This window comes from Rhodoferax sp. GW822-FHT04A08 (genome assembly GCF_058801025.1).
Genome location: NZ_JBXAMW010000018.1, coordinates 27676 through 44457, shown reverse-complemented (window position 1 = coordinate 44457; position 16782 = coordinate 27676). Strand labels below are relative to the sequence as shown.

Genomic DNA, 16782 nt, shown 5'->3' with positions numbered 1-16782 from the left:
GCGGGTCCTGGTCGGTAAGGCTTGGGCAATCACCACTCTTGGGCGAGTCGGAAATGCAGGCGGTTGTCGCCCTGCTGCGTGCTATTGATATGGTTCTGGGCAATGGCCCAGTCCAAGGTGAGGCTCAGGCCGCGCGCGCCGTTCACGCGCAGTCCCAGGCCGTAGCTGCCTAGTTCAAAACGTGAGGTGGCAAACAGCGGGTCCACCACTGTCACCCAGCCCTGGTCGGCAAACGCCAGTAGGCGCACATCACTCACCCACAATGGCGCATCCGATGCATTGGCGGGTGTCAGCAAATTGGGGGTAACGGCTTCCAGCGTGAGCGCCATGCCCGTCTCGCCCGAGGCGGCCGAGTCGTAATAGCCGCGTACCGTGTCCACACCGCCGATGGAAAACTGTTCATTCGATATCAGTGCCTGACCTGCCAGCTGCCAGCTGCCACGCGCCTGCACGGTTGTGCCCTTCTCCCAGGACTCCTTGTGCGAAAAACTACCTCGCAGATAGGAGTAGTTGGAGCGGCCTTTGAAACGCTTGTCGGCAAACTGCTGGTCGGTACCGACCAGGCCCATTACATGGAAGTTGAAGCCCACGTTCAACCGGGTCTCGCGCATCGTGCCATTGAAGGTGCCATCCCAGCCCAGGGTGAAGGGCATGTAGGCAATGGGTGTGTTGAAGCTGCCGCTGGCCAACTGCGACACGGTCTGGTTGAAGTCCTTGTAGTCCACTCCCAAGGTGGCAGTCTGGTAGTAGTCGGCGCCACTGGGCAGGTTGGCGATGTAGCGCAATCCGTAGATATCACCAATGCCCGCGGTATTGGTAGCCTCGGTCAGGGCCACATCTGAAGTTGTATGCACCGCATACAGTGCCAGCATGTCGCCATTGCGCTGCGGCCAGTTGTAATTGAGTGACAGCACCCGGCTTTCATTGGGTTGCTCGGGCACGCCCTGCAAGGCTACGCCCAGGCTGTGCTGCTGGTCCCACATATTGTCCCAGCGCATGGAGACGGCAGCATGCGTTGGCGTGGTGCCCTCGCTGTGGCGGTCATTGAGTTCCGCGCTGCCGTGGAAGGGCAAATCGTCCTGCACCTTGAGCTCCACCTCCACCGTGCCCGGCTCCTTGCCAGGCCGCAAGATGGGGCTGACGCGGCGGTCGGCGCCCCGGTTCAGTGTGGCCAGTTCTTCTTGTACCTGGTCGAATTGAGGAACCTTGCCCTCGGCCAGTTCGGGCACCCGGGCCTTGATCTCACCCAGGCTGAAATACTGCGACTCCACCACACGCAGGCGGCCCACGGGGGCTTCGGTCACCGCCAGCGCCACTTCGGCGTTTTGCACCTTCTGCAAGGGGATGGAGACCACCACAGTCAGGTAGCCAGCATCGTGGTAAGCCTTCTCCAATGCCGTGCGCGCTTCTTCCACATCGGCGAGCGTCTTCTGCTCACCCAGATAGGGATACACGGCACGCTCCACGGCGGCCACCGGCAGCAGGCTTACACCATCCACCCGATACTCAAAAATATCAAACCGGGCTGCGTCCTCTGCTTGCGCGGTGCTCAGCACCAGAGCCATTAGGCAAAAGACAAGTGTGCGCATGCAGCCAATCAATCGCATCAAAATTTTCCCCTACCCCGCTCACTCGGGTAAAACAACAAATGGCGATACGCAGTGACCTGCGTATCGCCTGTACTTTCGAAACCCCCGCCAGGCTAGGCCGAGGGCTTGGACCTCAACCGATCAGTAGTTGCGGTTCAGAGGAGCGCACTGGTTGCCATTTTGGTAAGACACGTTCAGTGTCTGGGTGCTGGCGTTGGAGCCATTGGGGATGGCAGCGGCGGTCCACTTGGTTTCCTTCACAGCAGCCAGAACCGTGGGGCTCTGGGCCGAAGCCAGGAACTGATTTACAAAGGCCAGCTTGGCGCCGGTAGTACGTGCGGTGGGGATGTTGAAGCTGGTCCAACCCTGCATGGCCCAGTCACCCGTTGTCAGGGCAGCCACGGTCGGGAAGGTGCCGGTGCCGGAAGTCACAGGACCCACCGTGGTGCTCAGGCCGTCGCCGGTGATCTGACCTGCGCCGTCCAGCGAACGGAACTGCCAGTTGCCGGTGGTCAGGGAAGAACCAATGCTATCCAGGGACAAAACGCCAATGGCCTTGTAGCCGCCGGTGGGGAATGTGCCGTCGCCAGGCAGGCCAAAGTCGATGGTCACGGGGTTGCCATCACGGTCCTTGGCGGTGTAGCTGCCGCCGGTCACAGCCTTGTCCAGGCAGGTACGCACGGCGGAGGAAGAGTCATTCTCGATCACGATGGCGCTGCCAGCACCGTTGGCAACCGTGAACTTGCGTGCAACGGGATCCCAAGCGGTGGAATCGTCGCGGTTCAATGGCACTTGCGAAGCAGAACTGTTGCAAGGGTAGTTGCCAGCCCACATGTTCATGACGGCCTGAGTGCCGGAACCGGGGGTACGGCGGCAGATCACGATATCACCGCCGACTGTGGTTCCAGCAACGCTGGACCAGTCCACGACCTGACCGGACATGATGGCGGCCACGGTAGCGCGGTTGAACTTGGCAGTGGCCTCCACATTCTTGGTCACGGGGATGCCAAAGGCCTGTGCATACATGGGCTTGGAGGTCAGCAATGCGCGCTCTGCGGTGGTCAGTGCAGTGGCGGGTGTTTCACCTTCGGTGTTCACAGGCGCTGTGAAGAAGATAGGGGCCACGTCGGACATGCCGGCATCCGGCACGCGGTTGGCGCTGTCGCACTTGTAGGGAGCGGCAGTGGTGCCAGCACCGGATGCACCGCAAGTCGCTGCAGTCACATTCAGGGAGGTGATGGATTCTGCGCGGGCAACGGAGTTCACACCGTAGATGGAGCCACCGCTGTTGCGGTAGATCACGATCACGGCAGAACCAGCGGGCCAGGCGCTGGCTGCAGCCTTCAGGTTGCCAGCAACGGCCACATAGCCGGAGCCGTTCAGGGCGGTGGTGCCATCATTGTTGAAGTACACAACATTGTTCAGCAGATTGGTCACCAGAGCGTCAAAGCCCTTTTGCACAGCGGATGCACCGGAGATGAAAACGATCTGGCCGGAAGTGTTGGCGGCGTTAACCAGGGTTTCAGCTGCGGAGCCGGCAGGCAGAGCGGCCTGGGCGGAGAAAGCGGAAGCAGCAATGGAAGCTGCAATAGCGATTTTGGTGAAGTTCATTTTGTATCTCGATCAAGGAAGGTTGGGAGAACGGAAACATCCTTGCAGCACCGAGACTGCAAGGATGGGGAGAGCACTTAGGCGGCGCGGTTGCGGCGGCGGGCGATGGAGCCGATCATGCCGATACCAGCCAACAGCATGGCCAGGGTTTCGGGTTCAGGAACAGCAGCCACGGTACCGATGGAGAAGGTGCCATTGGAAGAAATCCAGGCGTGGGCGGCGGTGCCGTTGTAGCTCAGACTGGCGTAGGTGGACTTGGCGGTGGTGGCGTTGGGGGTGTTGATGCTGATCACGCCCAGGCCGCTGACATAGTCGCTGTTAGCCAGCGTGCCATTGCTGTTGAAGTTATATCCATAGCCAGCATTGCCGATACCCAAGGAAGAGTTGCCAGGATAGGCAGCACTGCTCACGGGGACGATGGACTCGGTCACACCAGCTGCAGCAAAGGCACCCAGATTCAGTTGGTCGTCGATAAACAAGCTGCGTGCCAGATTGGAAGCGCGGGCATTGCCGTTGGTGATGGTCACACCAGCATTGCTGCCGTCGGTGGTCGTGATACCACGCTGTGCACCGAATTGGTCATTGGCAAAAATGGTCCAGGTCACATTGGCTGCATTTGCAGTCGACAGCCAGTTTGTCCAGGCGCTGTCGGTGAAGCTGTAACCGGTGCCAGAAGACACGGCAGCGATCAGGCTGTCGATGGTCAGGCCGGTGTTCAGGGCAAAGGAAGTTTGGCCGTCCCAGGCAGCGAACAGCACATTGCCATTGCCGCTGGTTGTACCGTCGTCGATGATGTTGGCGTTGGCTACGCCGGAAACCAGGGCTGCAACAGCCAGGGCGATGAGTTTGATTTTCATAAAAGTGTTCCCAGATAAGTTTCAAAGGTGTTGACTTAGGCTTACCGATTTCTTTTAGGGAAATCCGCTTACCCCTTGCGTCGTCAAGCAGCGGTTTATGCTTAACTGGGATGAACTTTACGAACCAGACATTACAGATACAGCAATCTGAAACGGGGTTTCACTAGTCCTTTCAGACAGTTCTGTATCAATTTTTGGCCTATTCGCGCAACAGGCCCTAGTTCTGATCGGTGGGAGCCACCAGACGCAGCGTTGCGCTCTTGCCGACCGCTTGCGCTCGGTTGGTGACGTTGAGTTTTCGCATGATGTTTTGCACGTGGCACTTGACCGTGGGCTGGCTGATTTCCAGTATCTGGCTGATTTCCAGATTGGTCTTTCCGTTCTTGATCCAGTGCAACACCTGGATTTCGCGCTTGGAAAACATGGCCGACGGAAGCACCTCGCTGGCACTGCCGACACCATCGGTCTGCCTTCCTAGCACGCGGTACAACACCATGTGCAGATAGGGCATGAAGAGATGCAACAGATGAATGTCCCGCGGGCCAGGCGAATGCGGCATGCCAGCAAACAGGAAGAAACTGCCAAAGTGGCCCTGAACCTCGGAGGGGCCGTGGGCCACGGCTGGGCCCAGCTGCAGCTTCTTCATATCGGAAATCAATTGCCGGCGGCCTACCTGCTCGGTGGACGTGGGGCAGTACACACGCGGCTGGCGACCATAGCGCAGCCAGTCGTCAACCACATGGGGCAACAAGTCCTTGACCGGATCGGTGCCGCCCTTTTGCAGCACCTTGCGCGGGCTGCGCGAGAAGGTCTCGAAGCGGAACTGCATGCTGTCCATGTCGCCAAACGCGCAATACACCGTCTCATGGGGAATGAAACCCTGCAATGCGCCCTGCGCCCAAAGATAGAACTGGGGCCGGTTGGCAATCGTGAGCGCACCCTCCAATGTGGTCGCCAAATGTTCCAGATCGTGCCTGGTCAGACGCACCTGCTTGTTCATGGATCACCTCCCGTCGTGCCTGCTCTAAAGACCCATTGCGCGTAGCTGTCGGCACCATTGAAGGCCTCGTCAGCCCCTTCGAAATGGCGTTTGAACGGGTGTAGCTGGGAGCGGCTGTGCAGCCCCACAATGCGCTCCCCTGCCGTGACCAACACCCAGTCCAACTTCCCCGTCATGGGGTCTGCATACAACCGTCGCAGATGGCGGAGCCGGACCTGCGAGCGGTGGTCGTCCAGCAGGTCCTCCAACTGCGCCGGGTACTGTTTGACCCCGCCCACAGAACTGGCGTAATAACTGTCCAGCGCCTGACGGTATTGCTGCCCGACAAACAGCAGCTCGACCTCGCGGGCGCGCTGGGCGCTGGTGTGCCATACCTGGCCCGCCGTTGCCGCCAGCAACCCCAGTGCTGCAATGGCAAACAGCACCATGAGGTAGCCAAAACCGCGTTGACGCTTACCAGTCCGCATACGGTTGAGCCTCTCCACCGGCGCCGCTGTGTACGTCCCATATGCCGGGCTCGCCGACCTGCGGAACAGTGATCCAGCTGTCGCTGCTGTCCGACATGGGATCTATGGGCAGGCGCGCCAGGTAATGCCTAGCCACCAACTCCTGCAAATCTGCGGGATAGCGACCAGTATCGCCATGGAACTTGTCGATGGAGTCGCGCATCACCGCCAGGGTTTCGCGCAGGGCGGCTTCACGCGCCCGATCCAGGTGATTGAAATAGCGTGGCGCCGCAATGCTGAGCAGCATGGCAATGATGGCCATGACCACCATCAGCTCGATCAGCGTAAAGCCCCGTTTCTTCTGCATCTCACCAGTCCCGCAGTGGTATGCCGTTGAGGCCGATGCGCTCGGAGCGGGAGTACACATCAAACACGTCGTCGCCCTCCATTGGCATGTCGGGCGCACTGGCATAGGAGCGCTTGCCCCAGGTGGCCGCGGCCGGCACATTGGTATCGGCAAAGAACGGGTCACGCGGCAAACGGCGCAGAAAGTAGATCTTGGTCTTGTTGGGGTTCTTGGCGTCCACCACGCCGGCTTCCAGCTCTTCCAGCGTCTGCGGGTAGCCCGAGCCATCTGCACGGCGCGCAATGCGGCCGCTGTCGCTGGCGCGCTTGTAGGCATCCAGCGCCTCGCGGATCTGGCGCAGGCTGCTGCGCAACTCTCCTTCGCGCAGGCGCTGCACGCTCAAGGTTCCCAGTGGCACAGCCACCATGGCCAGGATGCCGACCAGAGCCACGGTAACCACCAGCTCGATCAGGGTGAAGCCGCGTGCCCTGTGTGTCATGGCTTCAGGGGTTGCAAGGTCACGCTGGAGGCGGGCATGGCTGCAGGCGCGCCAGCTTCGGGTGCAGCGGCGGGCGCTGCGGCCGGTGCGGGCTCTACTACGACGGGTGTCATGTCAAAAGCAGGCATGGAAGCAATGTCCTGTGCCCCTTCGGCTGGTTCCGTAGTCGGCTCCCCCGTTGCTGCACCAGCCCGCGCCCGCGGCAACGGTGTGTCGCGCGGACCACCGGGCGGATAGGACGACAGGGACAGCGCGCGCGGCTCGCCCTTCTTCACCTGCAATGGCGCCTTGAAGCCCACTGCACTCTCCGAACCCGCGGGCACATTCAGCCCCACGCCCTGGGGCTGCGCCAGGTTGCGCACGATGTGGGGCGTGATCAGCAGAATGATCTCGGTCTTGTTCTTGGAGTCGCTCTGGCTGGAGAACAGGCGTCCCACAGCAGGGATATCGCCCAGACCCGGAAGTCGGTTGGCACTGCTGCGCTCCTCATCACTGATGAGGCCGGCCAGTACCTGGGTCTCGCCATTTTTCAGGCGCAGTGAGGTGGCTGCAGTGCGCGTGCCGATCTGGTAGGCCTGCGACCCCGCCGGTCCGGTGATCTCCTTGACGATGCTGCTCACTTCAAGACCCACCTTGATGCCCACATCGTCGTCCAGATAGATATTGGGCTCCACATCCAGCTTCAACCCCACGTCCAGAAATGCCACTGAAGCGGCCACACCGACGTTGGCGGTGGACGTGGTGGTGAACACCGGCAGCTTGTCGCCGATGTGGATCTTGGCCTTCTCGCGGTTCTTCACGCGGATGCGCGGATTGGCCAGCATGTTGCCGTCGCCCACTTGGTTCTTCAGATTCAGCATCAGGCCGGGGTTGGCCACAAAGGATGTCAGGCCGCTGGTGTTGTTGAGGTCGATGTAGCCAGACGCCAACGCGCCGCCCAGCGTAGTGCTGGACTGCGTGACGTTGCCGTTGACGATGGTCGAGCTGGTGCTGGGTGTGAGCAGTCCGTAGCCCACCTGATCCGGAAACCGCAAGCCCAGTTCGCGCAGCTTGCTGCGCGACATCTCCAGCACCTCCACATCCAGCACCACCTCGGGCTCGGCAATGTCCAGAGACTCGATCAGGCGCTCGGCCAGACGCACGGCTTCGGGCGTGTCCTTGATGACCAGCAAGTTGAGTTTGTCGTCGATGAAGATGTCCTTGGTCTTCACCAGGGTGCGGATCATGGCCTGGGCCTGCTTCACGTCGGCGTTGGCCAGGTAAAAGCTGCGCGTCACCAAGTCCACGTAGTCTTTGGCCTTGGCCGGTGTGTTGGGGTAGATCAGCACCGTGTTTCCGTTGAGCACCTTGCGCTCGAGCTGGTTGGTCGTCAGGATCAGCTTGAGCAGGTCGTCAATGCTGGTGTTGCGCACGAAGATGGTGATCTTGGTGTCGCTGCGCACATCCTTGTCCAGCACGAAGTTCAGGCCCGAGCTGCGCGCAATGACCTCGAACACCGTCTTCATCGGCGTGTCGCGGAACTCCAGCGTCAGCGGCGTGGAGAAGCTGGGCTGCAGACTGGGCGCTGCCACCTCGGCGCGCGCCGCCTTCTCGCGCAGGCCATTGAGCAGGCTGCGTGCCTGGGTGCTGTTGGGGTTCTCGCTCACCACCGCACGCAGAATGCGTTCAGCCGCAGCCGGGTCGTTGGCCTCCACGAGCCGCTGGGCCTCCAGCACGCGCGCATCCAGGCGTTGTTGCGCGACCAGGTCGGCCAGGCCTTCGCGGGCGCGCTGGTTGTTGGCATCCAGCGCCTGCACGCGGCGATACAGTGCCTGCGCCTGCTCCGGATGACGCGCAGCGCGCTCGGCATCGGCGGACAGCAGCAACTGGTTGGTTACGACGTCGCGCTGGCGGAAGTATTCGGTGCGCAGCTCATGGTCGTCGGGGTATTCGCGCGTGGCGCGCTCCAACTGCAGCACCGCCTCATCGGTGCGGCCTTCGGACATGAGCTGCCTGCTGTCACGCACGGCGGTGTTGCTGGCACAGCCGGACAGCAGGATCAGGCAGGCGCAGCACAGCAGTGCCAGGGTATGGGGAGCGGTTTTCAATTTTCAGTTCCGAATGTGAGACGCTGCTTCTCATTGAGCGGCAGGTAGACAAAAGTCATGTCGGTGGGAGTGATGCTTTCCACCCGGTAGCCAGAGAGCGTGTCGCCGCTGTGCATCACATGGCTGCGCCCACCCTGGGTGACGAAAACAGTGACTGCGGCACCGTCCTGCATCTTGCCGATGTAGGCAAAAGGCAGCGGAGGTGCACGCGGTGGAGGCAGCGCAGGCGCCTTGGCATGCACCACGGGCGGCAGCCAGCTGTGCACGGCAAACGGATTGGCCTTGCTCTGGTGCAGACGTTCGCCTGCGGGTGCCGGCACATTCGCGTTGGCAGTGTCTGCGGCGCGTGCCACCACGCTGTCAGGCGCAGGCATGCGCTTCAAGGGCCGATCGACCGCCACTTTGTCGGCGTCTTGTGTGCCCGGCCAGGGACCGTCCCATACCGAGGCGATCACTGTCAGCACCAGGGCCAAGCCCATCACCACATGACGTACGGCTGGCATCAGGGCGCTCGCAGAAAGACGGTAAAGCGCACATGCGCATCCAGCAGATCCTGGCCCACGTCATCGCGCCGCAGACTGACTTCGTCCAGCGCTGCATGGGGCAAGGCATTCATCACCTGGGCCAGCCAGGCATGCAGGTGCACATAGTCGGCGCGCAGCGGCACACTGATCTGGTATCGCAACAAGGGGCCGGTGCCCAGGCGGGTGACGCGGTATTCGGCCGTGACCAGCGACACCTTGTTGCGCGCAGCAGCCTGGTTCAGCACCGCGATGGCTTCCACCGCCTCTGTCGCATCGGGCAGTGTGGCAAAGAACGCGGCCTGGGCCTGTGCCCGGGCTTCGCTGGCCTGGGGCTTTTGCGCCTGCGCCTGACGCTGCGCGCTCAGCTCCTGATGCAGTTCAGCGTTGCGGGCATGCAGGCTGTCCACCCACAGCAGTTGCAGTGCCAGTGCCGCCAACAGCACGAACAGCCCGGCTGCCGCAGGCCAACCGTGGCGCTGCAACTGGTAGCGCATATGCGCCATGATCAGTGCGCTGCTCATGATGCGTCTACCCAGCTTGCGTCCAGCGAGAAGCGCACCACTTTTTGCGTGCCCGAGAGTTTCTCCTCCTGGCCGGTGAGATACACCTTGCGCAACTCCGGCGAGCGGCGCAATGTTTTCACATAGGCCAGCGCGTGCTCCATGTCCTTGGCTTCACCCGTCAAACGCAGGCTGCCTTCGGTGGCCTGCACTTCGATGCTGATCAGGGCCACATCCTTGGTACTGTGGCGCTCGATGGCGCGCAGCAGTGCGTCCCAGGGCCGGTGCAGTTGCGCGTCTATCTGCGAGGCCGACTGCGCGTCGTCCCGCGCCAAAGGCGCGATGCTGACCGGGTTGCGTTTGCTGCCCTGGCTGGCACGCGCCTGGCGGGCCTGGCGCGCCTGCAGGGTTTGCCACTCGGCATCGGCTTGCAGATAGTCCTGCGCCACCCACGCGGCGCAAAGCAATCCCGCAGCAGCCAGAAGCACGCCCATGGGTGTGAGGCGCCCTTTGCCAGCGGACCAACGGATGTTGAGTGCCTGCATGCGCTATCTCCCCATGGCCAGGCGCAGCCCGGGTGTCACGCCCAGGCCCATTTGCCTGGGGCTGAGCCAGGTAAAGGCCTGGTCACCGGTGGCACCGGCAATGGTGGCAACCGAAGGGGCGGGCCCCTCACCGGCCAGGTACAGCGGCAGCTCGATCTGCGGCACATCACAGGTCATGGCAATCTGCGCCAGCAGTGCCGGCAACGGTGTGCGCCAGTCACCCGACAGGCGCTGGCTCTGCAATGCCGTCCACTGGCCGGCCTGCAGCAACCCCAAGGTCAGCGTGTCGGTTTCCACCGTACCAAACCAGGCGTTGGGTCCTTTGAGCACACTGCGCCAAGCATCAAATGCGGAGGAAAAATACGCAGTGAGCCACTGCAGCCGCGCACCGTGGCGCTCACAAACTGATGTCAGCGCCGCAAGCAGCGCACGGTCCACGGCCGCTGCCGGTACGGTGTGGCCGGGCGCCATGGCGGCGGGCAGGATGCTCCAGTTCTGCGCAGACTTGCCATAGGTTTCACGAAACCTGAGTGCAGCGTAGGCCGCCATTTCGTCACGCCCCGACAGTTCCAGACGCCAGGGCAGCAACTGCCAGCGCACAAACCGCCCCGACAGCACCACCTGCACACGGTGACTCTGGCCCTGGTTGGACTCCAGCCACTGCGTCAGACGCTCCACCGCCGCACGCCAGGGTTCATCGACAAGCGGATCGGCACTGCATGCCAGATGTTCGACCGCCTGCACGCGCCCCCAGCCCAGCAGCGGGACCTTGCCCACGCTGATGGCCTTGTGCGACAAACCGACCCGGATCACGGACAAGCTAGGAGACCACACGGTTCAACTCCTGCAAGGTGGTTTCGCCCCGGCGCACCATGTCTAGGCCCGCCTCGCGCAACAGGCGCGTGCCCTTGCGCATGGCGGCTTCCTTGATACGGCGCACCGGCTCGCGGGTAACGATCATTTCGCGCAGCTCATCATCCAGTATCAAGACCTCGGCCACGGCCTTGCGGCCCTTGAAGCCCGTGCCGCGGCAATGCGCGCAGCCCATGCCGGCACAAAAATGAAAGTCCAGCACAGAGTCAATGCCTGAACTGGCCAGCAGCTCCGCATCGGGCACGACCGGTGCCATGCATTCGGTGCAGTTGGCGCGCACCAGGCGCTGGGCCACGATGCCGTTCAACGCTGCCACCAGACTGTACGGGTCCACCCCCATGTGGGTGAAGCGGCCCAGCACGTCGAACACATTGTTGGCGTGCACCGTGGTCAGCACCAGGTGACCGGTCAATGCGGCCTGTACGGCAATCTGCGCGGTCTCGCCGTCGCGGATCTCGCCCACCATGATCTTGTCCGGGTCGTGCCGCAGGATGGAGCGCAGACCACGCGCAAAGCTCAGACCCTTTTTTTCGTTCACCGGGATCTGCAGCACGCCGGGCAACTGGTATTCCACCGGGTCTTCGATGGTGATGATCTTGTCGTGGCCGTGGTTGATCTCGTTGATGGCGGCATACAAGGTCGTGGTCTTGCCGCTGCCCGTGGGGCCGGTGGCCAGCAACATGCCATAGGGCTCGCGCGACAGGGCGCGCAGTGCCTTCATGGTGAATGCATCAAACCCCAGTGCCTCCAGGCGCAGACCCACCACCTGGTCCGACAGGCTTTGCTTGTCCAGAATGCGCAGCACCGCATCCTCGCCATGGATGCTGGGCATGATGGAGACGCGAATATCTATCTCGCGGCCATTCGCTGCCACCTTGAAGCGACCATCCTGCGGCACGCGTCGCTCGGCAATGTCCAGCTCGGCCATGACCTTGATGCGCGAGATGATCTGCTCCGCATGGTCCATCGGATGGTTGCTGCCCGCAGGTGCCAGCACACCGTCAATGCGGTATTTGATGAACAGCCCGTTGGGCGCCGTCTCCATGTGGATGTCGCTCACGCCGGCCTTGAGTGCGTCATACAGGGTGGAGTTGACGAGGCGCACCACTGGGCTGGAGTCTTCGTTGATGCTGCGCAGCGATATGTCTTCAGCATGCGGCCCCTGCTGCAGGCTTGCTTGCGTGCCGACGATGTCGTCCATGGCGCGCATGGACTCCTCATGGCGTTTCAGCCAGGCCGCAATGTCGCCAGCGTGGGCCAGGCAATGCTCGAACGCTGCGTCAAAGCGCTCACCAGCCCAGGCGCGCAGATCCAGGCTGAAGGGATCGGAGATCACCAGCAGCAGCTGTGCGCCCGAGCGCAGCATCAGGCATTCGCGCTGCAATGCCTCGGCATAGGGCAGCAGCTCAAAGGCGGGTTGCATGGTGTGCATCTCGGCCACGCCGAGCATGCGCATCTGCACGGTGGCAGCCAGACGTTGCACAAAGTTGTGCTCGTCACCGCCCTCGCCTTCCAGCGCCTCTACCAGCCGACAGCCGCGTGCCTTGGCCAGAGCGCGTGCGGTGGCCACTTCCTCCTTCGAAAAGGCGGGCAGCAGATGGCGTTGCTCCAGCGGAAAGTTCATCGCACACTCTCCGCCAGCTGGAATATGGGCATGTACATCAACACCACCACGGTCCCTATCACCAAGCCCATGACCAGCATCAGCAAGGGTCCAAGCAGGCGCGTAACGCGATCGGCCCAGCGTGCCATCTCCTCGTCGTGAAAGGCCGCGGCACGCTCCATCATCTCGCCCATATTGCCGGCGCGCTCACCCACACGCAGCATGCGCAGGGATACCGCCGTGGTCAGGCCAGCCACTTCAAAGGCATGCGAGATCGTCCGCCCTCCGCGCACACTGCGCGCCGCAGACACCAGACGCGGCTGCAGCGCGGAAGACAGCAGCCCCGTCACCATGTCCAGCGCCGGCATGATGGCAATGCCCCCGCGCAACAGCATGCCCAGGGTACGGTACAGGCGTGCCAGCTGGTACACGCGCATGCGCTCGCCCATGGCTGGGATGCGCCACACCACGCTCAGCAAGCGCTTTCCCACAAGCCGCATGCCACCCGCCACAGCCACCACCACCAGTCCGGCCAGCAGCATCAGCACCACGTACCAGTACTGCTCCAGCGCCAGACCCCACTGCAGCAGCAGGCGCGACATGAATGGCAGGTTGCCGCCCATGTCTTCATAGATATGCGCAAAGCGTGGCACTACATAACCCATCAGGAACAGAATCACCAGACTGCTCACCGCCACCAGGATGACGGGATAGATGGCCGCGCTCACCAGCCGACCGCGCAGAGTCTCCAGTTGCCCGGCGTAGACCACATAGCGCGCAAGCGATTCCGACAGGCCACTGGTGTGCTCGCTGGCGCGTACCGAGGCCACATACAGTGGGTTGAAAACATGCGGCACGGCCTCCAAAGCGGCGGAGAAGGGTTGCCCTTGGCGCAGCTTGGCAAGAATCCCCTGCAGCACGTCGCGCACCGCAGGGCGTGCCTCTTTCTCTGCCAGCGTCTCAATCGCCTCCACCAGGCTCACACCGGAATTCAGCAGTGCCAGCAACTCCTGACTGAAGAGCTGCAACGGAAAATCTCCACCCCCTTGCGGTGCCTTGAGGCGACTGAACCAGGATGCCGGCGCAATGGACAACACATCCAGACCCAGCGTCTGCGCCTGTAGCTGCGCATCACCGGCATTGGCTGCTTGCAAACGGCTGACGACCACGGTCGCATTCGGCTGCAATGACTTGACGACGAATTCCATACCTACCAATTGACGATGTCTTCGTCTTCACCCGTGCCGCCAGGCTTGCCGTCCTTGCCATAGGAGAACAGGTCGAACTCTCCGTGGTCGCCCGGATATTTATATACGTAGTCGTTTCCCCATGGATCCTTGGGGAGCTTCTTCTTCAGATAGGGACCCGCCCACTTGGCCTCGCCTGCGGGACGGTCATTCAAGGCGGCCAGACCTTGCTCTGTGCTGGGGTAGTGGCCCACGTCCAGACGGTACTGGTCCAGACTCTTTTCCAAGCCGTCGATCTGCGCACGTGCCGTCTTGACCTCGGACTTGCCAATCTGTGAGAAGAACTTGGGCGCCACGTACCCGACCAGCATGCCAATGATGACCATCACCACCAGCAACTCCAACAGCGTAAATCCAGACGAACGTTTTGGCAGCATGAAAGTGGGACCGTCTTATATTGGGGAATTGACCGGGCATTGCATGGCAAGTGGCCCCGGATGAAAGTGAGGGGCCAGTCTAGGTCGGCCTTGTGACATGGCCGTTACAAGAGGCACGACATTCGCATCACATCACTGCCACACCACTGCAACAATGCACGCGCACAGTCTGCCCAACACCATGCCTGCGCATCCTGATCACAAGCCGCCCTACTTCGTCGCACTGCTGGTCGCGACGCTTGTACTGTGGCTTTGTCCCCTGCGTGCGCAGGCCGACGTATATACCTTTGTGGCGGAAGATGGCGTCACACACTACAGTGACCGCCCCGACGATTCGCGCTTTCAACTATTGCTGCGCCAGATGCCAGACGGCGTATCCGATACACCGCAAATCGTTGTACCGGACGGGTTGGCTGCCACGTATGCTGGCGACATTACCGACGCTGCACGCAATCACCACGTAGAAGCGGCGCTGCTGCATGCCGTGATAGCAGTGGAGTCCCAATACAACCCGCGCGCCGTGTCACCCAAAGGCGCATTGGGAATGATGCAGCTGATGCCAACGACCGCGCGCGCCATGGGCGTATCCGACCCGATGAATGCCAGCCAGAATATTCGTGGCGGCGCCAAATACCTGAGGATGCTGCTGGACCGGTTTGCCAACAACAAATCACTGGCGCTGGCCGCCTACAACGCCGGTCCGGCAGCGGTGCTCAGCCACGGCGGGCGCATACCGCCCTTCGCCGAAACACGTTTCTACGTTCCGCAGGTATTGCGACGCTACAACGCCCTGGTGCAGCAATCCACATCAAATGATGCTGAGTGACAAGCAATAGCCACTACCACGCAGGGTCTTGATCATGTGGCTGCAATTGCCATCGGTCAGCGCCACCCGCAAGCGGCGTATATGCACGTCAACGGTACGCTCATCGCCCTGGTATTGATCGCCCCACACACTGTCTAGCAGCTGTGCGCGGCTGAATACGCGGTTGACATGCAGCATGAAGAAATGCATCAGACGGTACTCGGTCGGCCCCAGGACCACGAGCTGTCCGTTGGCATAGATGCGTCTGGCAGCAGCATCCAGTCGCAGTGCACCGACTTCCACCGTCTGCTCGCTGGCCAGCGAAGTGCGACGCCTCAGGATGGCGGCGATGCGTGCCAACAGCAGGCGCGGTGAAAACGGTTTCACCACGTAGTCGTCGGCGCCGTTTTCGAATCCGGTGATCTTGTCGCGCTCATCATCGCGCGCGGTGAGCATGATGATGGGCACATCGCGTGTACGCACTTCGCTGCGCAGCAGGCGCGTCAACTCAATGCCCGACATTCCGGGGAGCATCCAGTCGATCAGCACCAGGTCGGGTAGTTCCTCTCGCACGATGGCGTGTGCAATTTCCGCGTCATCTGCAACCTGCACGACGTGACCCGCTTGGGACAGATTGACAGCCACCAATTCCTGTATATCGCGGTCATCGTCCACTACCAGAATTTTTCCAGCCATGGGCGTATTTACTTTCGTTAAAGGCAGTAGGTTAAGAAGTATTGGTGACCCTTTCGTGAAACCATGGCCACAAAATCTTGCGCCTCCTGACACCGATTTGTCACGCCACGATGGTTTACTCCACGTCAGCCGAATCGCAACATATATATGTCGCTTTTCTTTATATGTATACGGCCAGCGTGCCTTGATCGCACTCCAATATTCATGAAACCTTCTCAACGATTTTTGCCCCAGATGCTTTTGGTTGGGGCCATGGCAGTCAGTCTTGTTGCATGCGGTCAAAAGGACGACAAGAAGGTGGCGACCCAGGTTGCCGCCAAGGTCGGGGACGAAGAAATATCGGTGCATCAGATCAACCAGGTACTCAACAGCGCCAAGACCAGCGGTGCCACACCGCAGGCCGTACAGGCCATGAGCCGCGACGTGCTTGAAAAGCTGATCGACCAGCAGTTGGCCATCGAGCAATCCAACGAGAAGAAGCTCAACCGCTCACCTGAAGTGGTGGCGCAGATCGAATCGGCCAAGCGGGAAATCCTGGCACGCGCCTATATCCAGCAACTGGTCAGCGGCCTACCCAAGCCAACGCAGGAAGAGATCAAGCAGTACTACACCGAACATCCGCAACTGTTTTCCGAGCGCCGGGTGTTCAATCTGCAGGAGTTGATTGTTCCCGCGCAGGCAGGCATTGCGGAACAACTGGGTACGCTGGTCAATGCAGGCAAGCCCATGGAGGAAATTGCCAACTGGCTCAAGGCACACGACGTCAAATACTCCGGCGGCGGCGCTACCCGTGCTGCCGAGCAGATCCCCATGGAGCTGCTGAACCGGCTGCAAAAACTCAAGGACGGTCAGAGCTTGGTGGCACAGACACCGCAGGCCATCACGCTCATCCACATCGTCGCATCCAAGACGGTGCCTGCGGACGAGGCCGATTCACTTCCACGCATTGCGCAGTTCCTGAGCAATCAACGCGCCAGCGAAGCCGTAGCTGCCAACATGAAGGCGCTGCGCAAGTCCGCAAAGATCGAATACATGGGCGAGTTCGCCAAGACCGATGCAGCAGCAGCGCCCGCCCCGGCCTCAGCCGTCAGCGCCCCCGCAGTTTCTGCTGAAGACCAGAAGCGGGCTGACCTGGAAAAGGGCGTCGCAGGGTTGAAGTAGAACAGCATGGCAGTCC

General features: G+C 61.4%; 18 protein-coding genes. 2 read left to right on the top strand and 16 right to left on the bottom strand.

Annotated features, from left to right (window positions below; genetic code table 11):
• Window positions 1-29 precede the first annotated feature (29 nt).
• The 15 genes from AC1RMF_RS23305 to gspG all read right to left on the bottom strand — a co-directional run bounded on the left by AC1RMF_RS23305 (window position 30) and on the right by gspG (window position 14104).
• Window positions 30-1589: a ShlB/FhaC/HecB family hemolysin secretion/activation protein gene (locus tag AC1RMF_RS23305; protein ID WP_493144663.1), complete on the bottom strand. Its 1560-nt coding sequence runs from the start codon at window positions 1587-1589 to the stop codon at window positions 30-32.
• Between the two features lie 141 nt (window positions 1590-1730).
• Window positions 1731-3200 carry a hypothetical protein gene (locus AC1RMF_RS23300; RefSeq protein WP_493144662.1) on the bottom strand — a complete coding sequence of 490 codons (1470 nt, stop codon included), beginning with the start codon at window positions 3198-3200 and terminating at the stop codon, window positions 1731-1733.
• 77 nt (window positions 3201-3277) lie between these two features.
• Window positions 3278-4057 carry a PEP-CTERM sorting domain-containing protein gene (locus AC1RMF_RS23295; RefSeq protein ID WP_493144661.1) on the bottom strand — a complete coding sequence of 260 codons (780 nt, stop codon included), beginning with the start codon at window positions 4055-4057 and terminating at the stop codon, window positions 3278-3280.
• A 217-nt stretch (window positions 4058-4274) separates the two neighbouring features.
• Complete coding sequence (gene epsA, locus AC1RMF_RS23290) at window positions 4275-5057, bottom strand: XrtB/PEP-CTERM-associated transcriptional regulator EpsA (protein ID WP_342617527.1); 783 nt, start codon at window positions 5055-5057, stop codon at window positions 4275-4277.
• Window positions 5054-5524 (bottom strand): type II secretion system protein, encoded by a 471-nt coding sequence (locus AC1RMF_RS23285; protein WP_493144660.1) that lies wholly within the window; start codon window positions 5522-5524, stop codon window positions 5054-5056. Before AC1RMF_RS23285 ends, epsA begins: the two co-directional genes overlap by 4 nt.
• The gene (locus tag AC1RMF_RS23280) at window positions 5511-5870 is read right to left on the bottom strand and encodes a type II secretion system protein (protein ID WP_342617525.1); all 360 of its coding nucleotides are present in this window, start codon (window positions 5868-5870) and stop codon (window positions 5511-5513) included. Before AC1RMF_RS23280 ends, AC1RMF_RS23285 begins: the two co-directional genes overlap by 14 nt.
• A 1-nt stretch (window position 5871) precedes the next feature.
• Window positions 5872-6348 (bottom strand): type II secretion system protein, encoded by a 477-nt coding sequence (locus tag AC1RMF_RS23275; RefSeq protein WP_493144658.1) that lies wholly within the window; start codon window positions 6346-6348, stop codon window positions 5872-5874.
• Window positions 6345-8435: a secretin GspD/PilQ domain-containing protein gene (locus AC1RMF_RS23270; protein ID WP_493144657.1), complete on the bottom strand. Its 2091-nt coding sequence runs from the start codon at window positions 8433-8435 to the stop codon at window positions 6345-6347. Before AC1RMF_RS23270 ends, AC1RMF_RS23275 begins: the two co-directional genes overlap by 4 nt.
• A complete protein-coding gene (locus tag AC1RMF_RS23265) occupies window positions 8432-8938 on the bottom strand; it encodes a hypothetical protein (protein ID WP_493144656.1) in 507 nt (168 codons plus the stop codon). Before AC1RMF_RS23265 ends, AC1RMF_RS23270 begins: the two co-directional genes overlap by 4 nt.
• Window positions 8938-9480, bottom strand: a complete 543-nt coding sequence (locus AC1RMF_RS23260; RefSeq protein WP_493144654.1) for a hypothetical protein — start codon at window positions 9478-9480, stop codon at window positions 8938-8940. The genes AC1RMF_RS23265 and AC1RMF_RS23260 overlap by 1 nt, the downstream gene beginning before the upstream one ends.
• Window positions 9477-10004 carry a PilN domain-containing protein gene (locus tag AC1RMF_RS23255; RefSeq protein ID WP_493144653.1) on the bottom strand — a complete coding sequence of 176 codons (528 nt, stop codon included), beginning with the start codon at window positions 10002-10004 and terminating at the stop codon, window positions 9477-9479. The genes AC1RMF_RS23260 and AC1RMF_RS23255 overlap by 4 nt, the downstream gene beginning before the upstream one ends.
• Before the next feature lie 3 nt (window positions 10005-10007).
• Window positions 10008-10838, bottom strand: a complete 831-nt coding sequence (locus tag AC1RMF_RS23250) for a hypothetical protein (RefSeq protein WP_493144651.1) — start codon at window positions 10836-10838, stop codon at window positions 10008-10010.
• Window positions 10825-12501 carry a GspE/PulE family protein gene (locus tag AC1RMF_RS23245; RefSeq protein ID WP_493144649.1) on the bottom strand — a complete coding sequence of 559 codons (1677 nt, stop codon included), beginning with the start codon at window positions 12499-12501 and terminating at the stop codon, window positions 10825-10827. Before AC1RMF_RS23245 ends, AC1RMF_RS23250 begins: the two co-directional genes overlap by 14 nt.
• The gene (locus AC1RMF_RS23240) at window positions 12498-13688 is read right to left on the bottom strand and encodes a type II secretion system F family protein (protein ID WP_493144648.1); all 1191 of its coding nucleotides are present in this window, start codon (window positions 13686-13688) and stop codon (window positions 12498-12500) included. The genes AC1RMF_RS23245 and AC1RMF_RS23240 overlap by 4 nt, the downstream gene beginning before the upstream one ends.
• 2 nt (window positions 13689-13690) lie before the next feature.
• Entirely contained in the window at window positions 13691-14104 is a 414-nt protein-coding gene (gspG, locus tag AC1RMF_RS23235) for a type II secretion system major pseudopilin GspG (protein ID WP_342617516.1), read from the bottom strand.
• Between the two features lie 181 nt (window positions 14105-14285).
• On the opposite strand from gspG, the gene AC1RMF_RS23230 reads away from it, so the two are divergent.
• A complete protein-coding gene (locus AC1RMF_RS23230; RefSeq protein WP_493144646.1) occupies window positions 14286-14930 on the top strand; it encodes a lytic transglycosylase domain-containing protein in 645 nt (214 codons plus the stop codon).
• On the opposite strand, the gene phoB is transcribed toward AC1RMF_RS23230, so the two are convergent.
• Window positions 14913-15605, bottom strand: a complete 693-nt coding sequence (gene phoB / locus AC1RMF_RS23225; RefSeq protein ID WP_342617514.1) for a phosphate regulon transcriptional regulator PhoB — start codon at window positions 15603-15605, stop codon at window positions 14913-14915. The genes AC1RMF_RS23230 and phoB overlap by 18 nt on opposite strands.
• Before the next feature lie 147 nt (window positions 15606-15752).
• Here phoB and AC1RMF_RS23220 point away from each other — a divergent pair, with 147 nt between their 5' ends.
• Window positions 15753-16766: an EpsD family peptidyl-prolyl cis-trans isomerase gene (locus AC1RMF_RS23220; protein ID WP_493144645.1), complete on the top strand. Its 1014-nt coding sequence runs from the start codon at window positions 15753-15755 to the stop codon at window positions 16764-16766.
• Window positions 16767-16782 lie beyond the last annotated feature (16 nt).